Raw genomic sequence first — 20,018 nt, 5'->3', positions numbered from 1 at the left:
GAAGGTGGTCGTACCGTTGGCGCCGGCGTGGTTGCCAAGATCATCGAGTAATCGACGATCCGCTTGAGAGAAAAGGGCCCTTCGGGGCCCTTTTCTTTTGAACTGGTTAAAAGTTGACACCCCCAGGGGGCATCCGTACAATTGCGCCTCCCTCGAGCGGGCGTAGTCCGTCTGTGGGGATTAGCAGCTTGGAATCTGAGGTCAAAATGCAAAACCAACAAATCCGTATTCGGTTGAAGGCTTTTGACCATCGCCTGATCGATCAATCTACCCAGGAAATCGTGGAAACCGCGAAACGTACTGGTGCTCAGGTGCGTGGTCCGATTCCTCTGCCTACTCGTAAGGAGCGGTACACCGTTCTGATCTCTCCGCACGTCAACAAGGACGCGCGTGATCAGTACGAAATCCGCACTCATAAGCGTGTTCTGGACATCGTCCAGCCGACGGATAAAACCGTTGACGCGCTGATGAAGCTCGACCTTGCGGCAGGCGTGGAAGTGCAGATCAGCCTCGGCTAAAACCTGGCGGTTTTAGTCGTGTAACGCTCTGAAATGGGCGGCCATAGCGGGTGAAAGCCCCGTACACTCATGAGGTTTACAACATGACTATTGGTGTAGTCGGACGTAAGTGCGGCATGACCCGCATTTTCACCGAAGAAGGTGTCTCCATTCCGGTCACGGTCATTGAGATCGAGCCGAATCGCGTCACCCAGTTCAAAAACGAGGAGTCCGATGGCTACCGTGCAGTGCAGGTCACTGTCGGCGAGCGTCGCGCCTCGCGCGTCAGCAAGGCTCAGGCCGGTCACTTCGCCAAGGCGAACGTCGCGGCAGGTCGTACCGTTCTGGAATTCCGTCTTGAAGAAGGCGACTACCAGGCCGGCGATCTGATCAACGCTGAAATTTTCCAAGCTGGTCAACTGGTGGATGTCACCGGTCAGTCCAAAGGTAAAGGCTTCGCCGGTACCATCAAGCGTTGGAACTTCCGCGGCCAGGACAACACTCACGGTAACTCCGTTTCTCACCGTGTACCGGGTTCCATCGGCCAGTGCCAGACCCCGGGTCGTGTATTCAAGGGCAAAAAGATGTCCGGTCATATGGGCGCTGAGCGCGTGACCGTACAGTCCCTGGAAGTCGTTCGCGTAGACGCCGAGCGTAACCTGCTGCTGGTCAAGGGTGCCGTTCCGGGCGCTACTGGCGGCGACGTTATCGTTCGTCCGGCTGTCAAGGCGTAAGGGGAGAATCTGAGATGCAATTGAATGTAAATGGCGCTCAGGCGATCGAAGTGTCCGATGCGACCTTCGGTGGCGAGTTCAACGAGACCCTGGTTCACCAAGCAGTCGTAGCCTACATGGCTGGCGGCCGTCAGGGCACCAAAGGCCAGAAGTCCCGTTCCGACGTTTCCGGTGGCGGCAAGCGCCCGTGGCGTCAGAAGGGCACCGGTCGTGCTCGTGCTGGTACCACTCGTGGTCCGATCTGGCGTGGCGGTGGTGTGACCTTCGCAGCGTCCACCCGTAACCACGACCAAAAGCTGAACAAGAAGATGTACCGCGCTGCTCTGCGCTCCATCCTTGCTGAGCTGGTTCGTACCGACCGTCTGGTAGTGGTTGAAGACTTCGCTGTCGAAGCTCCGAAAACCAAGGCTCTGCTGAGCAAGCTGAACGGCCTGGGTCTGAACGATGTGCTGATCGTATCCGACGCGGTCGATCAGAACCTGTACCTGGCTGCCCGCAACCTGCCGCACGTCGACGTACGTGACGTCCAGGGTTCCGATCCGGTCAGCCTGATCGCGTACGAAAAAGTGCTGGTCACTGTTTCGGCCGTGAAGAAATTCGAGGAGCTGCTGGGATGAACCAGGAACGCGTATTCAAAGTGCTGCTTGGCCCGCACATCTCCGAGAAGGCCACGGTTCTGGCTGACAAGCAAGGTCAGTTCGTTTTCAAAGTCGCTACCGATGCGACCAAGCTGGAAATCAAGAAGGCCGTCGAAAGCCTGTTCAACGTGAAGGTTGAGCGCGTGACTACCCAGAACGTTCTGGGCAAGAGCAAGCGCACCGCTCGCGGTCTGGGCAAGCGTAACGACTGGAAGAAGGCAGTTATCTCCCTTCAGCCGGGCCAAGATCTCGATTTCACCAGCAGTGCTGAGTAAGGAAGGGGTGCATCATGGCAATCGTTAAATGCAAACCGACTTCCGCTGGCCGCCGTTTTGTGGTCAAGGTGGTCAATCAGGAGCTGCACAAAGGCGCTCCGTACGCTCCGCTGCTCGAGAAGAAGTCGAAGTCCGGTGGTCGTAACAACAACGGCCGTATCACCACCCGTCATATCGGTGGTGGCCACAAGCAGCATTACCGTCTGGTCGACTTCCGTCGCAACGACAAGGATGGCATCCCTGCCACCGTCGAGCGCGTGGAATACGATCCGAACCGTACTGCTCACATCGCTCTGCTGAAGTATGCCGACGGTGAGCGTCGCTACATCATCGCCCCGAAAGGCGTTGTAGCTGGCGATCAGCTGGTAGCCGGCAACATGGCGCCGATCAAGCCGGGCAACAGCCTGCAGCTGCGCAACATTCCGGTAGGTTCGACCGTTCACGGTATCGAGCTGAAGCCGGGCAAAGGCGCGCAGATCGCTCGTTCCGCTGGTGCTTCCGCTCAGCTGATCGCGCGTGAAGGTGCTTATGTGACTCTGCGTCTGCGCTCCGGCGAAATGCGCAAAGTCCTGGCTGAGTGCCGTGCGACCCTGGGCGAAGTCTCGAACTCCGAGCACAGCCTGCGTTCGCTGGGTAAGGCTGGTGCCAAGCGCTGGCGTGGCGTTCGTCCGACCGTTCGTGGTGTTGCCATGAACCCGGTTGATCACCCGCACGGTGGTGGTGAAGGTCGTACCTCCGGTGGTCGTCATCCGGTGTCGCCGTGGGGCTTCCCGACCAAGGGCGCGAAGACCCGTGCTAACAAGCGCACCGACAACATGATCGTCCGTCGTCGCAAGTAAATAGAGGGATACGACAGTGCCACGTTCTCTGAAAAAAGGTCCTTTTATCGATCTTCACCTACTGAAGAAGGTCGAAGCGGCGGTGGAAAAGAACGATCGCAAGCCGGTTAAAACCTGGTCGCGTCGCTCCATGATCCTGCCGCAGATGGTCGGTCTGACCATCGCTGTGCATAACGGTCGTCAGCATGTCCCGGTCCTCGTGAACGAAGACATGGTCGGCCACAAACTGGGCGAATTTGCCGGCACCCGTACCTATCGTGGTCACGTTGCCGACAAGAAAGGCAAGCGTTAAGGGGTTTGGAAATGGAAGTAGCCGCTAAGTTGTCGGGCGCTCGCATCTCCGCCCAGAAAGCTCGCCTGGTCGCCGACCAGATCCGCGGGAAGAAGGTGGGCGAAGCGCTCAACCTGCTGGCTTTCAGCAGCAAGAAAGCCGCCGAGATCATGAAGAAAGTGCTGGAGTCGGCCGTTGCCAACGCCGAGCACAACGAAGGCGCAGACGTTGATGACCTGAAGGTCAGCACCGTTTTCGTCAACGAAGGGCGTTCGCTTAAGCGCATCATGCCGCGTGCCAAAGGCCGTGCTGATCGCATCGTCAAGCGGTCTTGCCATATCACTGTCAAGGTTGCGGACAAGTAACGGAGTCGATCAGATGGGTCAGAAAGTACATCCCGTTGGCATCCGCCTGGGAATCGTCAAGGATCACACCTCGGTCTGGTACGCAGATGGTCGCAATTATGCCGACTACCTGAATGCCGACCTGAAGGTTCGTGCATACCTGCAAGACAAACTAAAAAGCGCGTCCGTTAGCCGTATCGACATCGCTCGTCCGGCTCAAACCGCACGCATCACCATCCACACCGCTCGTCCCGGCATCGTGATCGGCAAGAAAGGTGAAGATGTTGAGAAGCTGCGTCAGGACCTGACCAAGCAAATGGGTGTGCCGGTGCACATCAACATCGAAGAGATCCGCAAGCCGGAGCTCGACGGTATGCTGGTTGCGCAGAGCGTAGCTCAGCAGCTGGAGCGTCGCGTTATGTTCCGTCGCGCCATGAAGCGCGCTGTACAGAACGCCATGCGCATTGGTGCCAAGGGCATCAAGATCCAGGTGAGCGGTCGTCTTGGCGGCGCTGAAATTGCCCGTACCGAGTGGTATCGCGAAGGTCGTGTGCCTCTGCACACCCTGCGTGCCGATATCGATTACGCCACCTACGAAGCGCACACCACTTACGGTGTGATCGGCGTCAAGGTTTGGATCTTCAAGGGTGAGGTCATTGGTGGCCGCACTGAAGAGCTGAAGCCGCAAGCGCCCGCTCCTCGTAAAGCTGCTAAGAAATAAGGAGTACGCATCATGTTGCAACCAAAGCGTACGAAGTTCCGCAAGCAGATGACCGGCCACAACCGTGGTCTGGCTCAGCGCGGTAGCAAGGTCAGCTTCGGCGAGTTCGCGCTGAAGTCTGTCGCCCGCGGTCGTCTCACCGCTCGTCAGATCGAGTCCGCTCGTCGTGCTCTGACCCGTCACGTTAAGCGTGGCGGCAAGATCTGGATCCGCGTCTTCCCGGACAAGCCGGTTACCAAGAAGCCTCTCGAAGTGCGTATGGGTAAAGGTAAGGGTGGCGTTGAATACTGGGTAGCCCAGATCCAGCCAGGCAAGGTCCTGTACGAGATCGAAGGCGTATCCGAAGAGCTGGCGCGCGAGGCATTCGCCCTGGCTGCTGCAAAGCTGCCGCTCGCCACCACCTTTGTTAAGCGGACGGTGATGTGATGAAAGCGACCGAACTTCGTGAAAAAAGCGCACAACAGCTGAACGAGCAACTGCTCGAGCTGCTGCGCGACCAGTTCAATCTGCGTATGCAGAAGGCAACTGGCCAGCTGGGGCAGTCTCACCTGCTCTCGCAAGTGAAGCGCGACATCGCTCGCGTCAAGACTGTCCTCAGCCAGCAGGCAGGTAAGTGATCATGGCCGAAGTTGAAAAAACAGTCCGTACGCTGACCGGCCGTGTTGTCAGCGACAAGATGGACAAGACCATCACCGTTCTGATCGAGCGTCGCGTCAAGCACCCGATCTACGGTAAATACGTCAAGCGTTCGACCAAGCTGCACGCTCACGACGAAAGCAACCAGTGCAAGATCGGCGACAAGGTTTCCATTCGCGAAACCCGCCCGCAGTCCAAGACCAAGTCCTGGGCGCTGGTTGAAGTCGTTGAACGCGCCGTCGAAGTCTAAGAGCTAAGGGTCGGAGAAATTTTATGATTCAGACTCAATCCATGCTCGATGTGGCTGACAACAGCGGTGCACGTCGTGTTATGTGCATCAAGGTGCTGGGCGGCTCGCATCGTCGCTACGCCGGCATCGGCGACATCATCAAGGTCACCGTCAAGGAAGCAATTCCGCGCGGCAAAGTGAAGAAAGGTCAGGTCATGACCGCAGTGGTCGTTCGTACCCGTCACGGCGTTCGCCGTGCCGACGGTTCGATCATCCGCTTCGACGGCAACGCTGCTGTTCTGCTGAACAACAAGCAAGAGCCGATCGGTACCCGTATCTTCGGGCCAGTGACCCGTGAACTGCGTTCCGAGAAGTTCATGAAGATCGTCTCGCTCGCCCCTGAAGTGCTTTAAGGAGATCCGACATGCAAAAGATTCGTCGTGACGACGAGATCATCGTGATCGCCGGCAAAGACAAAGGTAAGCGCGGTAAGGTGCTCAAGGTTCTCGCTGACGACCGTCTGGTCGTCGGTGGCATCAACCTGGTGAAGCGTCATACCAAGCCGAACCCGATGTCGGGCGTTCAAGGCGGTATCGTCGAGAAAGAAGCGCCGCTGCACGCTTCCAACGTTGCCATCTTCAACTCTGAGACCAACAAGGCTGACCGCGTTGGCTTCAAAGTCGAAGACGGCAAGAAAATTCGTGTCTTCAAGTCCACCCAGAAGCCGGTTGGCGCTTGAGAATCCGTAGGTAAATACCATGGCACGACTGAAAGAGATTTACCGGAAGGAAATCGCGCCCAAGCTGAAGGAAGAACTGAAGCTGGCCAACGTGATGGAAGTTCCGCGCATCACCAAGATCACCCTGAACATGGGCCTGGGCGAAGCGATCGGTGACAAGAAAGTCATCGAGAACGCCGTTGCCGACCTCGAGAAGATCACCGGTCAGAAAGTCGTTGTGACTCATGCCCGCAAGTCGATCGCAGGTTTCAAGGTTCGTGAAGGTTGGCCGATTGGCGTCAAGGTCACTCTGCGTCGCGAGCGTATGTACGAGTTCCTGGATCGTCTGCTGTCCATCTCCCTGCCGCGCGTGCGTGACTTCCGCGGCCTGAATGCCAAGTCCTTCGATGGTCGTGGCAACTACAGCATGGGCGTGAAAGAGCAGATCATCTTCCCGGAAATCGATTACGACAAAATCGATGCGCTGCGTGGTCTGGACATCACCCTGACTACCACTGCCCGTAACGATGATGAAGGCCGCGCTCTGCTGCGTGCTTTCAACTTCCCGTTCCGCAACTGATCGGAGTCCTGGACAATGGCCAAGACAAGCATGAAGAACCGCGAGCTGAAGCGTCAGCAAACGGTTGCCAAGTACGCCAAGAAGCGTGCCGAGCTGAAAGCGATCATCGCCAACCCGAACTCCACTCCGGAAGCTCGTTGGGAAGCTCAGGTCGCCCTGCAGAAGCAGCCGCGTGACGCCAGCGCCTCGCGCCTGCGCAACCGCTGCCGCATCACCGGCCGTCCGCACGGCGTTTACCGCAAGTTCGGTCTGTCGCGTAACAAGCTGCGCGAAGCCGCCATGCGTGGTGACGTACCGGGCCTGGTGAAAGCCAGCTGGTAATCAGCAGTAGCTGAAAGCGAAGCCGGCCTTGTGCCGGCTTTGTCTTTATGGTGGTCTGCTGCGTGTCGGCCATGCCGCGTTGCAAGTCGGTTCGGATTGCTGATTTACTACAGTAAACTCCGCATCCTCTCCTCCTTGCGCCTTGCCTGGCTCTAGCTCGCAAGACTACCAGCAGAATAATGAATCAAGCCCCTTTTGGGGCTTGCTTCATTTTTGATCGGTCTCTAGAATGTCCGGCTCTCCTGAGCCTGGTATTTCCATGCCGAGCTTTTGGATGATCCCACAGCCCTCGGGCTGTTCTTTTTGTATCAGGAGCGTCTAGCCCATGAGTATGCAGGACCCGTTAGCGGACATGCTAACTCGTATCCGTAATGCCCAGATGGCTGAAAAGTCCGTCGTAAGCATGCCTTCTTCCACTCTGAAGGTAGCCGTAGCCAAAGTTCTGAAAGACGAAGGTTACATTGCGGGTTATAAAGTCAATGGTGAAGCCAAGCCACAACTGTCCATCGAGCTGAAGTACTTCGAAGGCCGTCCGGTCATCGAGGAAGTCAAGCGCGTGAGCCGTCCTGGCCTTCGTCAATACAAATCCGTCGATGACCTGCCGAAGGTACGTGGCGGTCTCGGTGTTTCCATCGTCTCCACCAACAAAGGTGTGATGACGGATCGCGCTGCGCGCGCTGCCGGTGTCGGCGGCGAAGTGCTCTGCACCGTGTTCTAAGGGGGGATAAGCATGTCTCGCGTTGCTAAGAACCCCGTTGTGCTGCCTGCCGGTGTCGAGATCAAACTCGCCGGTCAGCAGCTCTCGGTCAAGGGCGCCAAGGGCACCCTGGAACTGAACGTTCACTCGTCCGTAGAAGTTATCCAGGAAGGCAGCGAACTGCGTTTCGCCGCTCGTAATGGCGACCAGCAGAACCGCGCCATGGCCGGTACTACTCGCGCCCTGGTTAACAACATGGTCATCGGTGTCAGCCAAGGCTTCGAGCGTAAGCTGCAACTGGTCGGCGTAGGCTACAAAGCCCAGGCCAAAGGCCAGGTGCTGAACCTCGCGCTGGGCTTCTCTCACCCGATCGACTACGAACTGCCGGCAGGCGTCGTGGCCGAAACCCCGAACCAGACCGAGATCCTGATCAAGGGTATCGACAAGCAACTGGTGGGTCAGGTGGCTGCGGAAATCCGTGACTTCCGTCGTCCTGAGCCTTACAAGGGCAAAGGCGTTCGTTACGCGGATGAAGTTGTCCGTCGTAAAGAAGCCAAGAAGAAGTAAGGGGCTGAGAAATGACCGACAAAAAAGTTACTCGTCTGCGTCGCGCTCGCAAAGCACGCCTGAAAATGCACGAGCTCGAAGCCGTGCGTCTGTGCGTGTATCGCTCTTCGCAGCACATCTACGCCCAGGTCATCTCGGCCGACGGCAGCAAGGTTCTGGCCAGCGCCTCTACCTTGGACAAAGCACTGCGTGATGGCGCCACCGGCAACGTCGACGCGGCCAAGAAGGTTGGTGCGCTGGTTGCCGAGCGTGCGAAAGCCGCTGGTGTGACCCAGGTGGCATTCGACCGTTCTGGCTTCAAGTACCACGGCCGCGTCAAGGCGCTGGCTGATGCTGCTCGTGAAGGCGGGCTGGAGTTCTAAGTTATGGCAAATAACGACCAAAAGCGCGACGAAGGCTACATCGAGAAGCTGGTTCAGGTTAACCGCGTTGCCAAGACCGTAAAGGGTGGCCGTATCTTCACCTTCACCGCGCTGACCGTGGTGGGTGATGGCAAGGGTCGCGTCGGTTTCGGCCGTGGCAAGTCCCGTGAAGTTCCGGCTGCCATTCAGAAGGCGATGGAAGCTGCGCGTCGCAACATGATCCAGGTGGATCTGAACGGCACCACTCTGCAGTACCCGATCAAGTCCGCTCATGGCGCCTCCAAGGTGTACATGCAGCCGGCTTCGGAAGGTACCGGTATCATCGCCGGCGGCGCCATGCGTGCCGTACTGGAAGTGGCTGGTGTACAGAACGTTCTGGCCAAGTGCTACGGCTCGACCAATCCGGTGAACGTGGTTCATGCCACTTTCAACGGTCTGAAGACCATGCAGTCTCCGGAATCCGTTGCGGCCAAGCGTGGCAAGAGCGTCGAGGAGATTCTCTAACCATGGCTAACACCGTCAAAGTGACTCTGATCAAGAGCACCAATGGCCGCCTGGCCAATCACAAAGCTTGCGTCAAGGGCCTGGGCCTGCGTCGCATCGGTCACACCGTAGAGGTTCTGGATACTCCGGAAAACCGCGGCATGATCAACAAGGCTTACTACCTGCTGAAGGTGGAGGGTTAATCATGCAACTGAACGATCTGCGTTCCGCGCCGGGTGCCCGTCGCGAGAAGCACCGTCCGGGCCGTGGCATCGGTAGCGGTCTGGGCAAGACCGGTGGCCGTGGTCACAAGGGTCAAACCTCCCGCTCCGGTGGTTCCATCGCTCCGGGCTTCGAGGGTGGTCAGCAGCCGCTGCACCGTCGTCTGCCGAAGTTCGGCTTCGTCTCCCTGAAGGCTATGGATCGCGCCGAAGTGCGTACTTCCGAGCTGAACAAGGTAGAAGGTGTTGTAACTCTGCAGGCTCTGAAGGATGCCAATCTGGTTGGCCAACACGTACAGCGCGTAAAAGTCATGCTGTCCGGTGAGGTTACCCGTGCGGTTACCCTGAAAGGTATCGCTGCCACCAAAGGTGCGCGTGCGGCTATCGAAGCAGCTGGCGGTAAGTTCGAGGACTAAATGGCTAAGCAAGGTGCTCTCTCAGCGCTGGCAGGTGGCGGGTTGTCCGAACTCTGGGCTCGTCTGCGCTTCCTGTTCATGGCGATCATCGTCTACCGGATAGGTGCGCACATCCCGGTTCCTGGCATCAACCCAGACCGACTGGCGGATCTGTTCCGGCAGAATGAGGGGACCATTCTTAGCTTGTTCAACATGTTTTCCGGCGGCGCGCTGGAGCGGATGAGCATCTTTGCACTGGGGATCATGCCGTACATCTCGGCATCGATCATCATGCAGCTGATGACCGCCGTCAGCCCGCAGCTGGAACAGTTGAAGAAGGAAGGTGAAGCTGGCCGTCGCAAGATCAGCCAGTACACCCGCTACGGCACTCTCGTCCTGGCATTCGTGCAGGCCATCGGCATGTCCGTTGGCTTGGCTAGCCAGGGCGTGGCGTTCTCGGTCGATTTCGGCTTCCATTTCGTGGCGGTCACCACTTTCGTGGCGGGCGCGATGTTCATGATGTGGCTGGGCGAGCAGATCACCGAGCGCGGTGTCGGCAACGGTATCTCGATGCTGATCTTTGCAGGCATCGTGGCCGGTCTGCCGTCGGCGATTGGGCAGTCTTTCGAGTCTGCTCGTCAGGGCGATATCAATATCTTCGCTCTGATTGCCATCGGCCTGCTGGCAGTAGCGATCATCGGTTTCGTGGTGTTCATCGAGCGTGGTCAGCGCCGCATTGCGGTGCACTACGCCAAGCGTCAGCAGGGCCGCAAGGTTTTTGCTGCGCAGACCAGCCACCTGCCGTTGAAGGTGAACATGGCGGGCGTAATCCCGGCCATTTTCGCCAGCAGCCTTCTGCTGTTCCCGGCCTCGCTGGGTGCCTGGTTCGGTCAGTCCGAGGGTTTGGGCTGGCTGCAGGACATTTCGCAGGCTATCGCTCCTGGTCAGCCGTTGAACATTCTGCTGTTTAGTGCAGGGATCATTTTCTTCTGCTTCTTCTATACAGCGCTGATGTTCAACCCGAAAGACGTAGCGGAAAACCTGAAGAAGTCCGGTGCCTTTATTCCGGGCATCCGTCCGGGCGAGCAGTCGGCGCGCTATATCGATGGCGTTCTGACCCGCTTGACCATGTTCGGTGCTCTGTACATGACGGCCGTGTGCCTGCTGCCCCAGTTCCTGGTGGTTGCGGCCAACGTTCCGTTCTACCTTGGCGGGACCTCGTTGCTGATCGTGGTCGTGGTTGTGATGGACTTCATGTCCCAAGTGCAATCGCACCTCGTGTCTCACCAGTACGATTCCCTGATGAAGAAAGCCAACCTGAAGGGCTATGGCAGCGGCATGCTCCGCTGATCCACCCGTAAGGTTCGAGGAGTTGGTAATGAAAGTTCGTGCATCGGTGAAAAAGCTGTGCCGTAACTGCAAAATTATCCGTCGCGAAGGTGTCGTGCGGGTGATCTGCAGCGCAGAGCCGCGTCACAAGCAGCGCCAAGGCTGAGTGTGAACCACGCGTGATAAGCCCGGCAGCTAGTGCGCTGCCGGGTTGATTATTTGTTTTTACAGCGTTAATATCTCGCGCCCTATTTCTTGGCTTCCGGGGCGTAGGTAGCTGTCAATTGGAGTTCCACTGAATGGCCCGTATTGCAGGCGTTAACATTCCGGATAACAAGCACACTGTTATCTCGCTGACCTACATCTATGGTGTTGGTCGCACCACTGCACAGAAAATCTGTGCCGCTACCGGTGTAAACCCGGCTGCGAAAATCAAGGATCTGACTGACGAGCAGATCGAACAGCTGCGTGGCGAAGTAGCCAAGGTGAATACCGAAGGCGACCTGCGTCGTGAAGTGAATATGAAGATCAAGCGCTTGATGGATCTGGGTTGCTACCGCGGCCTGCGTCATCGTAAAGGTCTGCCGGTTCGCGGTCAGCGCACCAAGACCAACGCTCGCACCCGTAAGGGCCCGCGTAAGCCGATCCGCAAGTAATCGCATTCGCGAATCGACAGGAATTTAGTCATGGCAAAACCTGCTGCTCGTACTCGTAAGAAAGTCAAAAAGACGGTGGTTGATGGCATCGCCCATATCCACGCGTCTTTCAACAACACCATCGTGACCATTACCGACCGTCAGGGCAACGCTCTGTCCTGGGCTACCTCCGGTGGTTCGGGTTTCCGCGGCTCGCGTAAGTCCACTCCGTTCGCTGCTCAGATCGCCGCCGAGCGCGCTGGTCAGGCTGCTCTGGAATATGGCCTGAAGAACCTCGACGTCAACGTCAAGGGCCCGGGTCCAGGTCGCGAATCCGCTGTGCGTGCTCTGAACGCCTGCGGCTACAAAATCGCCAGCATCACCGACGTGACGCCTATCCCGCACAACGGGTGCCGTCCGCCGAAGAAGCGTCGCGTGTAAACAGGAGACAGTGAGAAATGGCTCGTTACATTGGTCCCAAGTGCAAACTGTCTCGCCGTGAAGGCACCGATCTCTTCCTGAAGAGCGGTGTTCGCGCGCTTGAATCTAAGTGCAACATCGAAGCAGCTCCCGGTATTCACGGTCAGCGCCGCGGTCGTCAGTCCGACTACGGCACCCAGCTGCGTGAAAAGCAGAAAGTCCGTCGTATCTACGGCGTTCTGGAGCGTCAGTTCAGCGGTTACTACAAGCAAGCTGCCAGCCAGAAGGGCGCCACCGGCGAAAACCTGCTGCAACTGCTGGAGTGCCGTCTGGATAACGTGGTTTACCGTATGGGCTATGGTGCTACCCGCGCCGAATCCCGTCAGCTGGTTTCGCACAAAGCAATCAGCGTCAACGGTCAGACCGTAAACGTACCGTCCTACCAGGTTAAAGCTGGCGACGTCGTTGCTGTTCGCGAGAAATCGAAGAACCAGCTGCGCATCGCTCAGGCTCTCGAGCTCTGCGCCCAGCGCGGCCGTGTTGAGTGGGTAGAAGTAGACGCTGAGAAGAAGTCCGGTGTGTTCAAGAACGTTCCGGCTCGTAGCGATCTGTCCGCTGACATCAACGAGAGCCTGATTGTCGAGCTCTACTCCAAGTAAGGGCTAGAAAATAGGTGCATCCATGCAGATTTCGGTAAATGAGTTCCTGACCCCCCGTCACATCGATGTGCAGGAGGTCAGTCCGACCCGCGCCAAGATCACCCTCGAGCCTCTCGAGCGTGGTTTCGGCCATACCCTGGGCAACGCGCTGCGTCGCATCCTGTTGTCCTCCATGCCTGGCTGTGCAGTAGTCGAGGCCGAGATCGACGGCGTACTCCACGAGTACTCCGCGATCGAAGGTGTGCAGGAAGATGTGATCGAGATCCTGCTCAACCTGAAAGGTCTGGCTATCAAGCTGCACGGCCGTGACGAAGTGACCCTGACTCTGGCTAAGAAGGGCCCGGGCGTAGTTACCGCTGCCGATATTCAGCTGGATCACGATGTCGAAATCGTCAATGGCGACCACGTCATCGCCAACCTGGCGGCCAATGGCTCGCTGAACATGAAGCTCACCGTAGCTCGTGGTCGCGGCTATGAGCCGGCTGACGCTCGTCAGAGCGACGAAGATGAAAGCCGCAGCATTGGTCGCTTGCAGCTGGATGCTTCGTTCAGCCCTGTGCGTCGGGTTGCTTACGTGGTGGAAAACGCCCGTGTCGAGCAGCGCACCAACCTGGACAAACTGGTTATCGACCTGGAAACCAACGGTACCCTGGATCCTGAAGAGGCCATCCGTCGTGCCGCGACCATCCTGCAGCAGCAGCTGGCCGCGTTCGTCGACCTCAAGGGTGACAGCGAGCCGGTAGTGGTCGAGCAGGAAGACGAGATCGATCCGATCCTGCTGCGTCCTGTCGATGATCTGGAACTGACCGTACGTTCGGCCAACTGCCTCAAGGCAGAGAACATCTACTACATCGGCGACCTGATTCAGCGCACCGAAGTAGAGCTGCTCAAAACCCCGAACCTGGGCAAGAAATCCCTGACCGAAATCAAGGATGTTCTGGCTTCTCGCGGTCTGTCCCTCGGTATGCGCCTCGACAACTGGCCGCCGGCAAGTCTGAAGAAAGACGATAAGGCCACTGCCTGATCGTCATCATCACCGAACGAACAAGTTTGGTAAGGAATTGAACCATGCGTCATCGTAAAAGTGGCCGTCACCTCAGCCGCACCAGCGCTCACCGCAAGGCCATGTTCCAGAACATGGCGGTCTCGCTGTTCGAGCACGAGCTGATCAAAACTACCCTGCCGAAAGCCAAGGAACTGCGTCGCGTTGCCGAGCCGCTGATCACCCTGGCCAAGGAAGACAGCGTTGCCAACCGTCGTCTGGCCTTCGACCGTACCCGTTCGAAAGCCATCGTCGGCAAGCTGTTCAACGATCTGGGCAAGCGCTACGCCACCCGTAACGGCGGCTACCTGCGCATCCTCAAGTGCGGTTTCCGCGCTGGCGACAACGCTCCGATGGCTTACGTTGAACTGGTCGACCGTCCGGTCGGCGGTTCGGTAGAAGCTGCCGAGTAAGTTGCTGGTTGTACAAGAAACCGGGCCTAGTGCCCGGTTTTTTGTTGCCTCGATTTACGGTTTCGAATGTGGCCACTGGAGCGGGCGCAAGCAGAGCCCGGCGATGGCTGAGGGGCTGGATGCCTGAAAGAAATTAGCTATCGAGCCGTTACGCTTGATGAATTGGTTCGCCTAGCGAAGCGGGTCTAGGCTTGTCCCATCGTTGGTCGCAGACGCTGTGACCGACCCGATGAGGAGAAGGAGAGAAGCATGTCGAACCAAGGTAAATGTCCGTTCAACCACGTTGCCGGTGGCGGTACGACCAACAAAGATTGGTGGCCGAACCAGTTGCGTGTGGACCTGCTGAATCAGCATTCCGACCGATCCAACCCCCTGGGTGAGAAGTTCAACTACGCCGAGGCCTTCAAGAAGCTCGACTACAAAGCCCTGAAGGCCGACCTGGTTCGGCTTATGACCGATAGCCAGGACTGGTGGCCCGCCGACTTCGGCCACTATGGCCCGCAGTTCATCCGCATGGCCTGGCACTCTGCCGGGACCTACCGCACCACCGATGGTCGTGGTGGTGGCGGTCGTGGCCAGCAGCGCTTCGCCCCGCTGAACTCCTGGCCGGACAACGTCAACATCGACAAGTCGCGTCGCCTGCTGTGGCCGATCAAGCAGAAGTACGGCCAGTCCATCTCCTGGGCTGACCTCTACATCCTCGCCGGCAACGTTGCGCTGGAGTCCATGGGTTTTCGTACCTTCGGTTTCGCGGGTGGACGTGAGGACGTCTGGGAACCGGATCAGGACGTCAACTGGGGCGCCGAAGTTGCCTGGCTGGGCGTCGATCCCAAGCGTGTGAACGACGAGCGGGAGCTGACCGCACCCTTCGGCGCCACGCATATGGGCCTGATCTACGTGAACCCGGAAGGCCCGAACGCCAGTGGCGACTACCTCGCTGCAGCCAAGGATATCCGCGCGACCTTCTACCGCATGGCGATGAACGACGAGGAAATTGTCGCGCTGATTGCCGGTGGGCATACTTTTGGCAAGACCCACGGTGCTGCGCCCGAATCGCACAAGGGGCCGGAGCCGGAAGCGGCGCCGATCGAAGCTCAGGGCTTGGGTTGGACCAGCAACTTCGGCAGCGGCTTCGGCAAGGACACCGTTTCCAGCGGCCTGGAAGTCACCTGGACGAAGACGCCGGCGCTGTGGAGCAACAACTTCTTCGAGAACCTGTTCAAGTTCGAGTGGGAGCTGACCAAGTCGCCTGCCGGTGCCAAGCAGTGGGTGGCCAAGGACGCGCCGGAGATCATCCCGGACGCCCATGTGCCGGGCAAGTTCCATAAGCCGACCATGCTCACCACCGACCTGACTCTTCGCTTCGACCCCGAGTTCGGCAAGATCTCCAAGCGCTTCTACGAAGATCCGCAGGCCTTCGCCGATGCGTTCGCGCGTGCCTGGTACAAGCTGACTCACCGTGACATGGGGCCGAAAGCCCGTTACCTCGGCCCGGAAGTGCCGAAAGAGGACCTGATCTGGCAAGACCCGCTGCCGGCTGCCACGCACAATCCGACCGTCGCCGACATCGCTGACCTGAAGGCAAAGATTGCGGCGTCCGGTCTGTCGGTGGGTGATCTGGTGTCCGTGGCCTGGGCCTCGGCCTCCACCTTCCGCGGTGGTGACAAGCGCGGCGGCGCCAACGGCGCGCGTCTGGCCCTGGCTCCGCAGAAGGATTGGGCGGTCAACCAGCGGGCGATGGCGGTGCTGCCGAAGCTGGTGGAGATCCAGCAGGCTTCGGGCAAGGCGTCGCTGGCCGATGTGATCGTGCTGGCCGGCAATGTCGGTGTCGAGCAGGCGGCCAAGGCGGCTGGTGTGGCGGTCGACGTACCTTTCGCACCCGGTCGGGTCGATGCACGTCAGGATCAGACCGACGTCGAGTCCTTCGATGTGCTGGAGCCGGCTGCCGATGGTTTCCGCAACTACAGCAAGGGCAACCTGGGTGTCCCTACCGAGACGATGCTGGTGGACAAGGCGCAGATGCTCACCCTGACCGCGCCGGAGCTGACCGCACTGGTCGGCGGACTGCGGGTTCTGGGGGCCAACCACGATGGCAGCCAGCACGGTGTGTTCACCGACAAGGTGGGTGTGCTGACCAACGACTTCTTCGTCAATCTGCTGGACATGGGTACCGTATGGAAGGCCACCGATGACAGCAATGAAGTCTTCGAAGGGCGCACACGCAAGGATGGTCAGGTGAAGTACACCGCCACCCGCAACGATCTGGTGTTCGGCTCGAACTCCATCCTGCGTGCTTACGCCGAGGTCTATGCCAGCTCCGACGGCAAGGAGAAGCTGGTCAAGGACTTCGTCGCGGCCTGGACCCGCGTGATGAACCTGGATCGTTTCGATCTGGCCTGAGCCTGACGGGCGTATCGCTGGTGCGTCAGTAAACCGCAACGCCTCCCTCGTGGAGGCGTTGTGCTTTTGCTTGACCGAACCCTGCGTCAAGCGGAGCATTGCCATCTGTTCATGAATGCAACAAGGAATGCCCGGCATGAAAGGCCATACCGAAGTCGTCGACTATCTCAAGCATCTGCTCAAAGGCGAGCTGGCCGCTCGTGACCAGTATTTCATCCATTCGCGGCTGTATGAGGACTGGGGCTTCAGCAAGCTCTACGAGCGCATCAACCACGAAATGGAAGAGGAAACCCAGCACGCCGATGCGCTGCTCAAACGCATCATCTTCCTCGAGGGGGTGCCGGACATGGTGCCCAACGCCTTCACCTTCGGGCAGACCGTACCTGATGCGCTGAAGCTGGATCTGGCCCTGGAGTACGAAGTGCGTGCGGCCCTGAGCAAGGGCATCGAGTTGTGCGAGAAGCATCAGGATTACCAGACTCGCGACATCCTCCTGGCTCAGCTCAAGGATACCGAGGAAGACCACGCCTATTGGCTGGAAATTCAGCTGCAGCTGATCGACAAGCTGGGGCTGGAGAAGTACCTGCAAAGCCAGATGTAAGCTGACTTGCCAAAGTAAGAGCCCCGCATGTGCGGGGCTCTTTCGTTTCAGGCGCGGTCGCGCTCCAGCAGCGGCTTGAGGAAGTGCCCGGTATGCGAAGCCGGGTTGGCCGCCACTTCTTCGGGGGTGCCGGTGGCGATGATCATGCCGCCCTTGGAGCCACCCTCCGGGCCGAGGTCGACGATCCAGTCGGCGGTCTTGATCACGTCCAGGTTGTGCTCGATCACCACCACGGTGTTGCCGTGGTCGCGCAGGCGGTGCAGCACGTCGAGCAGCTGCTGGATATCGGCGAAGTGCAGGCCGGTGGTCGGCTCGTCGAGGATGTACAGGGTCTTGCCGGTGTCGCGCTTGGACAGTTCGCGGCTCAGCTTGACCCGCTGCGCCTCGCCACCGGACAGGGTGGTCGCGCTCTGCCCCAGCTTGATGTAGGACAGGCCCACGTCCGTCAACGTCTGCAGCTTGCGGGCGATGGCCGGCACCGCGTCGAAGAAGGCGCGGGCATCCTCGATGGTCATGTCCAGCACCTCGGTGATGCTCTTGCCCTTGTACTTCACTTCCAGGGTTTCGCGGTTGTAGCGCTTGCCCTTGCACACGTCGCACGGCACATAGATGTCCGGCAAGAAGTGCATCTCCACCTTGATCACACCGTCGCCCTGGCAGGCCTCGCAGCGCCCGCCCTTGACGTTGAAGCTGAAGCGGCCCGGGCCGTAACCGCGCGAGCGCGACTCCGGCACGCCGGCGAACAGCTCGCGGATCGGCGTGAACAGACCGGTGTAGGTGGCCGGGTTGGAGCGCGGCGTGCGGCCGATCGGGCTCTGGTCGATATCCACCACCTTGTCCAGGTGCTGCAGGCCGTCGAACGAGTCGTGCGGCGCCGCTTCCAGGCTGGTGGCGCCGTTGAGCGCGGTGGCGGTGATGGGGAACAAGGTGTTGTTGATCAGCGTCGACTTGCCCGAGCCGGACACGCCGGTGACGCAGGTGAGCAAACCGACCGGAATCTCCAGATCGACCTTGCGCAGGTTGTTGCCGCGCGCGCCCTTGAGCTTGAGCGACTTCTTCTTGTCGCGCGGGGTGCGGGTGGCCGGGTACTGGATCTTCTTGCGTCCGGACAGGTAGCTACCGGTTAGCGACTCGGGGTCGGCCATCACCTGGTCGGGGGTGCCTTGCGAGACGATCCGCCCGCCGTGCACGCCGGCGCCGGGGCCGATATCCACCACGTAGTCGGCCAGGCGAATGGCGTCCTCGTCGTGCTCGACCACGATCACCGTGTTGCCCAGGTTGCGCAGGTGGGTGAGGGTGGCCAGCAGGCGCTCGTTGTCGCGCTGGTGCAGGCCGATGGACGGCTCGTCGAGGATGTACATGACGCCCACCAGGCCGGCACCGATTTGGCTGGCCAGGCGGATGCGCTGCGCTTCGCCGCCGGACAGGGTATCGGCGCTGCGGTCGAGGGTCAGGTAATCCAGACCGACATTGACCAGGAACTGCAGGCGCTCGCGGATTTCCTTGAGGATCTTCTCGGCGATCTCGCCGCGGCGGCCGGTCAGGTGCAGATCACCGAAGTAATCGCAGGCATCGCCCACCGGCAGGCCGGTGACCGCCGGCAGGGTCTTCTCGCCGACCCAGACGTGCCGCGCCTCGCGACGCAGGCGCGTGCCGCGGCAATCGGGGCAGGGCTGGGTGCTGAGGAACTTGGCCAGTTCCTCGCGCACGCTGTTCGACTCGGTCTCGCGATAACGGCGTTCGAGATTGGGGATGATGCCCTCGAAGGGGTGCGAGCGTTTGACGATATCGCCGCGGTCGTTGAGGTACTTGAAGTCGACGCTTTGCGTACCGCTGCCGAACAGGATCACCTTCTGGTGCTCGGCGGCCAGCTCGTCGAAGGGCTCCTCCAGGCTGAAGCCATAGTGGTTGGACAGTGAGCCGAGCATCTGGAAGTAGTAGACGTTGCGTCGGTCCCAGCCGCGGATGGCGCCTTCGGCCAGGGTCAGCTCGCCGTTGACCAGGCGCTTGGCGTCGAAAAACTGCTTCACGCCCAGGCCGTCGCAGGTCGGGCAGGCGCCGGCCGGGTTGTTGAAGGAAAACAGCTTGGGTTCCAGCTCGCTGATCGAGTGGCCGCAGTGCGGGCAGGCGAAGCGCGCGGAGAAGATGATTTCTTCGCCTTCTTCATCGTCCATCGGCGCGATCAGGGCAATGCCGTCGGCCAGGCCGAGGGCGGTCTCGAAGGATTCGGCCAGACGCTGCTGCAGGTCCTCGCGCACCTTGAAGCGGTCCACCACCACGTCGATGCTGTGCTTCTTCTGCTTGTCCAGCTTGGGCAGTTCGTCCAGTTCATGCAGCTTGCCGTTGACCCGGGCGCGGACGAAACCCTGCGCGCGCAGCTCCTCGAATACCGACAGATGCTCGCCCTTGCGCTCGCGCACCACGGGGGCCAATAGCATCAGCTTGCGCCCCTCCGGCAGGGCCAGCACCTGGTCAACCATCTGGCTGACGGTCTGCGCCTCCAGCGGCACGTCGTGGTCCGGGCAGCGCGGCGTACCGACGCGGGCATAGAGCAGGCGCAGGTAGTCGTAGATCTCGGTGATGGTGCCCACCGTCGAGCGCGGGTTGTGCGAGGTGGACTTCTGCTCGATGGAGATGGCCGGGGAGAGGCCTTCGATGGTGTCGACGTCGGGCTTTTCCATCATCGACAGGAACTGCCGGGCATAAGCCGACAGGGATTCGACGTAACGGCGCTGACCTTCGGCATAGAGCGTGTCGAAGGCCAGCGAGGACTTGCCGGAACCGGACAGGCCGGTGATCACGATCAGCTTGTCGCGCGGCAGGGTCAGGTCGATGTTCTTGAGGTTGTGGGTGCGTGCCCCACGAATCAGGATTTTGTCCACTTAGGGAACCTCTGAAAGCTGTCTGCGTTGCCACTGCCGCGTCAAACGCTGGCGGCTTGCAACGGGCCTCGCTGGGCGGGCGGAAAACGGTCGAGTATAGGGCTTGCTG

31 protein-coding genes are annotated in these 20,018 nt (G+C 59.5%); 30 read left to right on the top strand and 1 reads right to left on the bottom strand.

The features are described 5' to 3' along the window. Positions 1 to 206: 206 nt before the first annotated feature. The 30 genes from rpsJ (at position 207) to bfr (ending at position 17,027) form a co-directional block, all read left to right on the top strand. Positions 207 to 518, top strand: a complete 312-nt coding sequence (rpsJ, locus tag GYB81_RS21290; protein ID WP_003243886.1) for a 30S ribosomal protein S10 — start codon at positions 207 to 209, stop codon at positions 516 to 518. Between the two features lie 83 nt (positions 519 to 601). Beyond that, positions 602 to 1,231 carry a 50S ribosomal protein L3 gene (gene rplC / locus GYB81_RS21285; protein ID WP_013717347.1) on the top strand — a complete coding sequence of 210 codons (630 nt, stop codon included), beginning with the start codon at positions 602 to 604 and terminating at the stop codon, positions 1,229 to 1,231. Positions 1,232 to 1,245: 14 nt separating this feature from the next. Beyond that, positions 1,246 to 1,848 carry a 50S ribosomal protein L4 gene (gene rplD / locus GYB81_RS21280; RefSeq protein WP_003243889.1) on the top strand — a complete coding sequence of 201 codons (603 nt, stop codon included), beginning with the start codon at positions 1,246 to 1,248 and terminating at the stop codon, positions 1,846 to 1,848. Next, positions 1,845 to 2,144 carry a 50S ribosomal protein L23 gene (rplW, locus tag GYB81_RS21275; protein WP_003243891.1) on the top strand — a complete coding sequence of 100 codons (300 nt, stop codon included), beginning with the start codon at positions 1,845 to 1,847 and terminating at the stop codon, positions 2,142 to 2,144. Before rplD ends, rplW begins: the two co-directional genes overlap by 4 nt. A 14-nt stretch (positions 2,145 to 2,158) precedes the next feature. Beyond that, a complete protein-coding gene (gene rplB, locus GYB81_RS21270; protein WP_003243893.1) occupies positions 2,159 to 2,983 on the top strand; it encodes a 50S ribosomal protein L2 in 825 nt (274 codons plus the stop codon). Between the two features lie 16 nt (positions 2,984 to 2,999). Continuing rightward, the gene (rpsS, locus tag GYB81_RS21265) at positions 3,000 to 3,275 is read left to right on the top strand and encodes a 30S ribosomal protein S19 (RefSeq protein ID WP_003243896.1); all 276 of its coding nucleotides are present in this window, start codon (positions 3,000 to 3,002) and stop codon (positions 3,273 to 3,275) included. Positions 3,276 to 3,286: 11 nt separating this feature from the next. Then, on the top strand, positions 3,287 to 3,619 hold the full coding sequence (gene rplV, locus GYB81_RS21260; protein WP_003103908.1) for a 50S ribosomal protein L22: 333 nt from the start codon (positions 3,287 to 3,289) through the stop codon (positions 3,617 to 3,619). A 13-nt stretch (positions 3,620 to 3,632) separates the two neighbouring features. Beyond that, positions 3,633 to 4,319 carry a 30S ribosomal protein S3 gene (gene rpsC, locus GYB81_RS21255; RefSeq protein WP_003243898.1) on the top strand — a complete coding sequence of 229 codons (687 nt, stop codon included), beginning with the start codon at positions 3,633 to 3,635 and terminating at the stop codon, positions 4,317 to 4,319. Positions 4,320 to 4,331: 12 nt separating this feature from the next. Next, positions 4,332 to 4,745 (top strand): 50S ribosomal protein L16, encoded by a 414-nt coding sequence (gene rplP, locus GYB81_RS21250; RefSeq protein ID WP_003243901.1) that lies wholly within the window; start codon positions 4,332 to 4,334, stop codon positions 4,743 to 4,745. Next, positions 4,745 to 4,936: a 50S ribosomal protein L29 gene (rpmC, locus tag GYB81_RS21245; RefSeq protein ID WP_003243902.1), complete on the top strand. Its 192-nt coding sequence runs from the start codon at positions 4,745 to 4,747 to the stop codon at positions 4,934 to 4,936. The genes rplP and rpmC overlap by 1 nt, the downstream gene beginning before the upstream one ends. Before the next feature lie 2 nt (positions 4,937 to 4,938). After that, positions 4,939 to 5,205: a 30S ribosomal protein S17 gene (gene rpsQ / locus GYB81_RS21240; protein ID WP_003243904.1), complete on the top strand. Its 267-nt coding sequence runs from the start codon at positions 4,939 to 4,941 to the stop codon at positions 5,203 to 5,205. Positions 5,206 to 5,228: 23 nt separating this feature from the next. After that, positions 5,229 to 5,597 carry a 50S ribosomal protein L14 gene (gene rplN / locus GYB81_RS21235; protein WP_003243907.1) on the top strand — a complete coding sequence of 123 codons (369 nt, stop codon included), beginning with the start codon at positions 5,229 to 5,231 and terminating at the stop codon, positions 5,595 to 5,597. Between the two features lie 11 nt (positions 5,598 to 5,608). After that, on the top strand, positions 5,609 to 5,923 hold the full coding sequence (gene rplX / locus GYB81_RS21230; RefSeq protein ID WP_003463290.1) for a 50S ribosomal protein L24: 315 nt from the start codon (positions 5,609 to 5,611) through the stop codon (positions 5,921 to 5,923). Positions 5,924 to 5,942: 19 nt separating this feature from the next. Next, a complete protein-coding gene (rplE, locus tag GYB81_RS21225) occupies positions 5,943 to 6,482 on the top strand; it encodes a 50S ribosomal protein L5 (RefSeq protein WP_003243911.1) in 540 nt (179 codons plus the stop codon). 15 nt (positions 6,483 to 6,497) lie between these two features. Further along, positions 6,498 to 6,803, top strand: a complete 306-nt coding sequence (gene rpsN, locus GYB81_RS21220; protein ID WP_003243912.1) for a 30S ribosomal protein S14 — start codon at positions 6,498 to 6,500, stop codon at positions 6,801 to 6,803. A gap of 325 nt (positions 6,804 to 7,128) precedes the next feature. Then, complete coding sequence (gene rpsH, locus GYB81_RS21215) at positions 7,129 to 7,521, top strand: 30S ribosomal protein S8 (protein WP_161867845.1); 393 nt, start codon at positions 7,129 to 7,131, stop codon at positions 7,519 to 7,521. A 12-nt stretch (positions 7,522 to 7,533) separates the two neighbouring features. Beyond that, positions 7,534 to 8,067, top strand: coding sequence for a 50S ribosomal protein L6 (gene rplF, locus GYB81_RS21210; RefSeq protein ID WP_003463285.1), 534 nt, complete (start codon positions 7,534 to 7,536; stop codon positions 8,065 to 8,067). A gap of 11 nt (positions 8,068 to 8,078) precedes the next feature. Next, on the top strand, positions 8,079 to 8,429 hold the full coding sequence (gene rplR / locus GYB81_RS21205; RefSeq protein WP_017675612.1) for a 50S ribosomal protein L18: 351 nt from the start codon (positions 8,079 to 8,081) through the stop codon (positions 8,427 to 8,429). 3 nt (positions 8,430 to 8,432) lie between these two features. Then, the gene (rpsE, locus tag GYB81_RS21200; RefSeq protein WP_013717342.1) at positions 8,433 to 8,933 is read left to right on the top strand and encodes a 30S ribosomal protein S5; all 501 of its coding nucleotides are present in this window, start codon (positions 8,433 to 8,435) and stop codon (positions 8,931 to 8,933) included. 2 nt (positions 8,934 to 8,935) lie between these two features. Beyond that, positions 8,936 to 9,115 (top strand): 50S ribosomal protein L30, encoded by a 180-nt coding sequence (gene rpmD / locus GYB81_RS21195; protein WP_003243922.1) that lies wholly within the window; start codon positions 8,936 to 8,938, stop codon positions 9,113 to 9,115. A 2-nt stretch (positions 9,116 to 9,117) separates the two neighbouring features. Next, positions 9,118 to 9,549, top strand: a complete 432-nt coding sequence (gene rplO, locus GYB81_RS21190) for a 50S ribosomal protein L15 (RefSeq protein WP_013717341.1) — start codon at positions 9,118 to 9,120, stop codon at positions 9,547 to 9,549. After that, positions 9,550 to 10,878 carry a preprotein translocase subunit SecY gene (gene secY, locus GYB81_RS21185; RefSeq protein WP_031303184.1) on the top strand — a complete coding sequence of 443 codons (1,329 nt, stop codon included), beginning with the start codon at positions 9,550 to 9,552 and terminating at the stop codon, positions 10,876 to 10,878. A gap of 28 nt (positions 10,879 to 10,906) precedes the next feature. Then, positions 10,907 to 11,023 (top strand): 50S ribosomal protein L36, encoded by a 117-nt coding sequence (gene rpmJ / locus GYB81_RS21180; RefSeq protein WP_002555468.1) that lies wholly within the window; start codon positions 10,907 to 10,909, stop codon positions 11,021 to 11,023. A gap of 133 nt (positions 11,024 to 11,156) precedes the next feature. Continuing rightward, the gene (gene rpsM, locus GYB81_RS21175) at positions 11,157 to 11,513 is read left to right on the top strand and encodes a 30S ribosomal protein S13 (protein WP_012019780.1); all 357 of its coding nucleotides are present in this window, start codon (positions 11,157 to 11,159) and stop codon (positions 11,511 to 11,513) included. Positions 11,514 to 11,543: 30 nt separating this feature from the next. Further along, positions 11,544 to 11,933 (top strand): 30S ribosomal protein S11, encoded by a 390-nt coding sequence (gene rpsK / locus GYB81_RS21170; protein WP_003243933.1) that lies wholly within the window; start codon positions 11,544 to 11,546, stop codon positions 11,931 to 11,933. 17 nt (positions 11,934 to 11,950) lie between these two features. Next, positions 11,951 to 12,571, top strand: a complete 621-nt coding sequence (gene rpsD / locus GYB81_RS21165; protein WP_013717339.1) for a 30S ribosomal protein S4 — start codon at positions 11,951 to 11,953, stop codon at positions 12,569 to 12,571. A gap of 22 nt (positions 12,572 to 12,593) precedes the next feature. Next, a complete protein-coding gene (locus tag GYB81_RS21160; protein WP_003243938.1) occupies positions 12,594 to 13,595 on the top strand; it encodes a DNA-directed RNA polymerase subunit alpha in 1,002 nt (333 codons plus the stop codon). A gap of 44 nt (positions 13,596 to 13,639) precedes the next feature. Beyond that, on the top strand, positions 13,640 to 14,026 hold the full coding sequence (gene rplQ / locus GYB81_RS21155; protein WP_003243945.1) for a 50S ribosomal protein L17: 387 nt from the start codon (positions 13,640 to 13,642) through the stop codon (positions 14,024 to 14,026). A 249-nt stretch (positions 14,027 to 14,275) separates the two neighbouring features. Next, on the top strand, positions 14,276 to 16,426 hold the full coding sequence (gene katG / locus GYB81_RS21150) for a catalase/peroxidase HPI (RefSeq protein WP_161867844.1): 2,151 nt from the start codon (positions 14,276 to 14,278) through the stop codon (positions 16,424 to 16,426). A gap of 136 nt (positions 16,427 to 16,562) precedes the next feature. Next, a complete protein-coding gene (gene bfr, locus GYB81_RS21145; protein WP_161867843.1) occupies positions 16,563 to 17,027 on the top strand; it encodes a bacterioferritin in 465 nt (154 codons plus the stop codon). Between the two features lie 47 nt (positions 17,028 to 17,074). Here the strand turns inward: bfr and uvrA are convergent, their stop codons facing one another. Next, a complete protein-coding gene (gene uvrA / locus GYB81_RS21140; protein ID WP_161867842.1) occupies positions 17,075 to 19,909 on the bottom strand; it encodes an excinuclease ABC subunit UvrA in 2,835 nt (944 codons plus the stop codon). Positions 19,910 to 20,018: the final 109 nt, after the last annotated feature.

Source organism: Pseudomonas yangonensis (genome assembly GCF_009932725.1).
GTDB classification, from domain to species: Bacteria; Pseudomonadota; Gammaproteobacteria; order Pseudomonadales; family Pseudomonadaceae; genus Aquipseudomonas; species Aquipseudomonas yangonensis.
This window is presented reverse-complemented; position numbering and strand designations above follow the sequence as displayed.

Bases quoted from the DNA above. Each gene is read 5' to 3' on its own strand.
- rpsC (WP_003243898.1), top strand. From the start codon at position 3,633: ATGGGTCAGAAAGTACATCCCGTTGGCATCCGCCTGGGAATCGTCAAG.
- rpmD (WP_003243922.1), top strand. From the start codon at position 8,936: ATGGCTAACACCGTCAAAGTGACTCTGATCAAGAGCACCAATGGCCGC.
- rpsD (WP_013717339.1), top strand. From the start codon at position 11,951: ATGGCTCGTTACATTGGTCCCAAGTGCAAACTGTCTCGCCGTGAAGGC.
- bfr (WP_161867843.1), top strand. From the start codon at position 16,563: ATGAAAGGCCATACCGAAGTCGTCGACTATCTCAAGCATCTGCTCAAA.
- rplC (WP_013717347.1), top strand. From the start codon at position 602: ATGACTATTGGTGTAGTCGGACGTAAGTGCGGCATGACCCGCATTTTC.
- rplO (WP_013717341.1), top strand. From the start codon at position 9,118: ATGCAACTGAACGATCTGCGTTCCGCGCCGGGTGCCCGTCGCGAGAAG.
- rpsH (WP_161867845.1), top strand. From the start codon at position 7,129: ATGAGTATGCAGGACCCGTTAGCGGACATGCTAACTCGTATCCGTAAT.
- rplN (WP_003243907.1), top strand. From the start codon at position 5,229: ATGATTCAGACTCAATCCATGCTCGATGTGGCTGACAACAGCGGTGCA.
- rplB (WP_003243893.1), top strand. From the start codon at position 2,159: ATGGCAATCGTTAAATGCAAACCGACTTCCGCTGGCCGCCGTTTTGTG.
- rplE (WP_003243911.1), top strand. From the start codon at position 5,943: ATGGCACGACTGAAAGAGATTTACCGGAAGGAAATCGCGCCCAAGCTG.
- katG (WP_161867844.1), top strand. From the start codon at position 14,276: ATGTCGAACCAAGGTAAATGTCCGTTCAACCACGTTGCCGGTGGCGGT.
- rpmJ (WP_002555468.1), top strand. From the start codon at position 10,907: ATGAAAGTTCGTGCATCGGTGAAAAAGCTGTGCCGTAACTGCAAAATT.
- rplP (WP_003243901.1), top strand. From the start codon at position 4,332: ATGTTGCAACCAAAGCGTACGAAGTTCCGCAAGCAGATGACCGGCCAC.
- rpmC (WP_003243902.1), top strand. From the start codon at position 4,745: ATGAAAGCGACCGAACTTCGTGAAAAAAGCGCACAACAGCTGAACGAG.
- rpsN (WP_003243912.1), top strand. From the start codon at position 6,498: ATGGCCAAGACAAGCATGAAGAACCGCGAGCTGAAGCGTCAGCAAACG.
- secY (WP_031303184.1), top strand. From the start codon at position 9,550: ATGGCTAAGCAAGGTGCTCTCTCAGCGCTGGCAGGTGGCGGGTTGTCC.
- rplQ (WP_003243945.1), top strand. From the start codon at position 13,640: ATGCGTCATCGTAAAAGTGGCCGTCACCTCAGCCGCACCAGCGCTCAC.
- rplR (WP_017675612.1), top strand. From the start codon at position 8,079: ATGACCGACAAAAAAGTTACTCGTCTGCGTCGCGCTCGCAAAGCACGC.
- rpsM (WP_012019780.1), top strand. From the start codon at position 11,157: ATGGCCCGTATTGCAGGCGTTAACATTCCGGATAACAAGCACACTGTT.
- rpsJ (WP_003243886.1), top strand. From the start codon at position 207: ATGCAAAACCAACAAATCCGTATTCGGTTGAAGGCTTTTGACCATCGC.
- rplD (WP_003243889.1), top strand. From the start codon at position 1,246: ATGCAATTGAATGTAAATGGCGCTCAGGCGATCGAAGTGTCCGATGCG.
- rpsK (WP_003243933.1), top strand. From the start codon at position 11,544: ATGGCAAAACCTGCTGCTCGTACTCGTAAGAAAGTCAAAAAGACGGTG.
- rpsE (WP_013717342.1), top strand. From the start codon at position 8,433: ATGGCAAATAACGACCAAAAGCGCGACGAAGGCTACATCGAGAAGCTG.
- GYB81_RS21160 (WP_003243938.1), top strand. From the start codon at position 12,594: ATGCAGATTTCGGTAAATGAGTTCCTGACCCCCCGTCACATCGATGTG.
- rplV (WP_003103908.1), top strand. From the start codon at position 3,287: ATGGAAGTAGCCGCTAAGTTGTCGGGCGCTCGCATCTCCGCCCAGAAA.
- rplW (WP_003243891.1), top strand. From the start codon at position 1,845: ATGAACCAGGAACGCGTATTCAAAGTGCTGCTTGGCCCGCACATCTCC.
- rplF (WP_003463285.1), top strand. From the start codon at position 7,534: ATGTCTCGCGTTGCTAAGAACCCCGTTGTGCTGCCTGCCGGTGTCGAG.
- rpsQ (WP_003243904.1), top strand. From the start codon at position 4,939: ATGGCCGAAGTTGAAAAAACAGTCCGTACGCTGACCGGCCGTGTTGTC.
- rplX (WP_003463290.1), top strand. From the start codon at position 5,609: ATGCAAAAGATTCGTCGTGACGACGAGATCATCGTGATCGCCGGCAAA.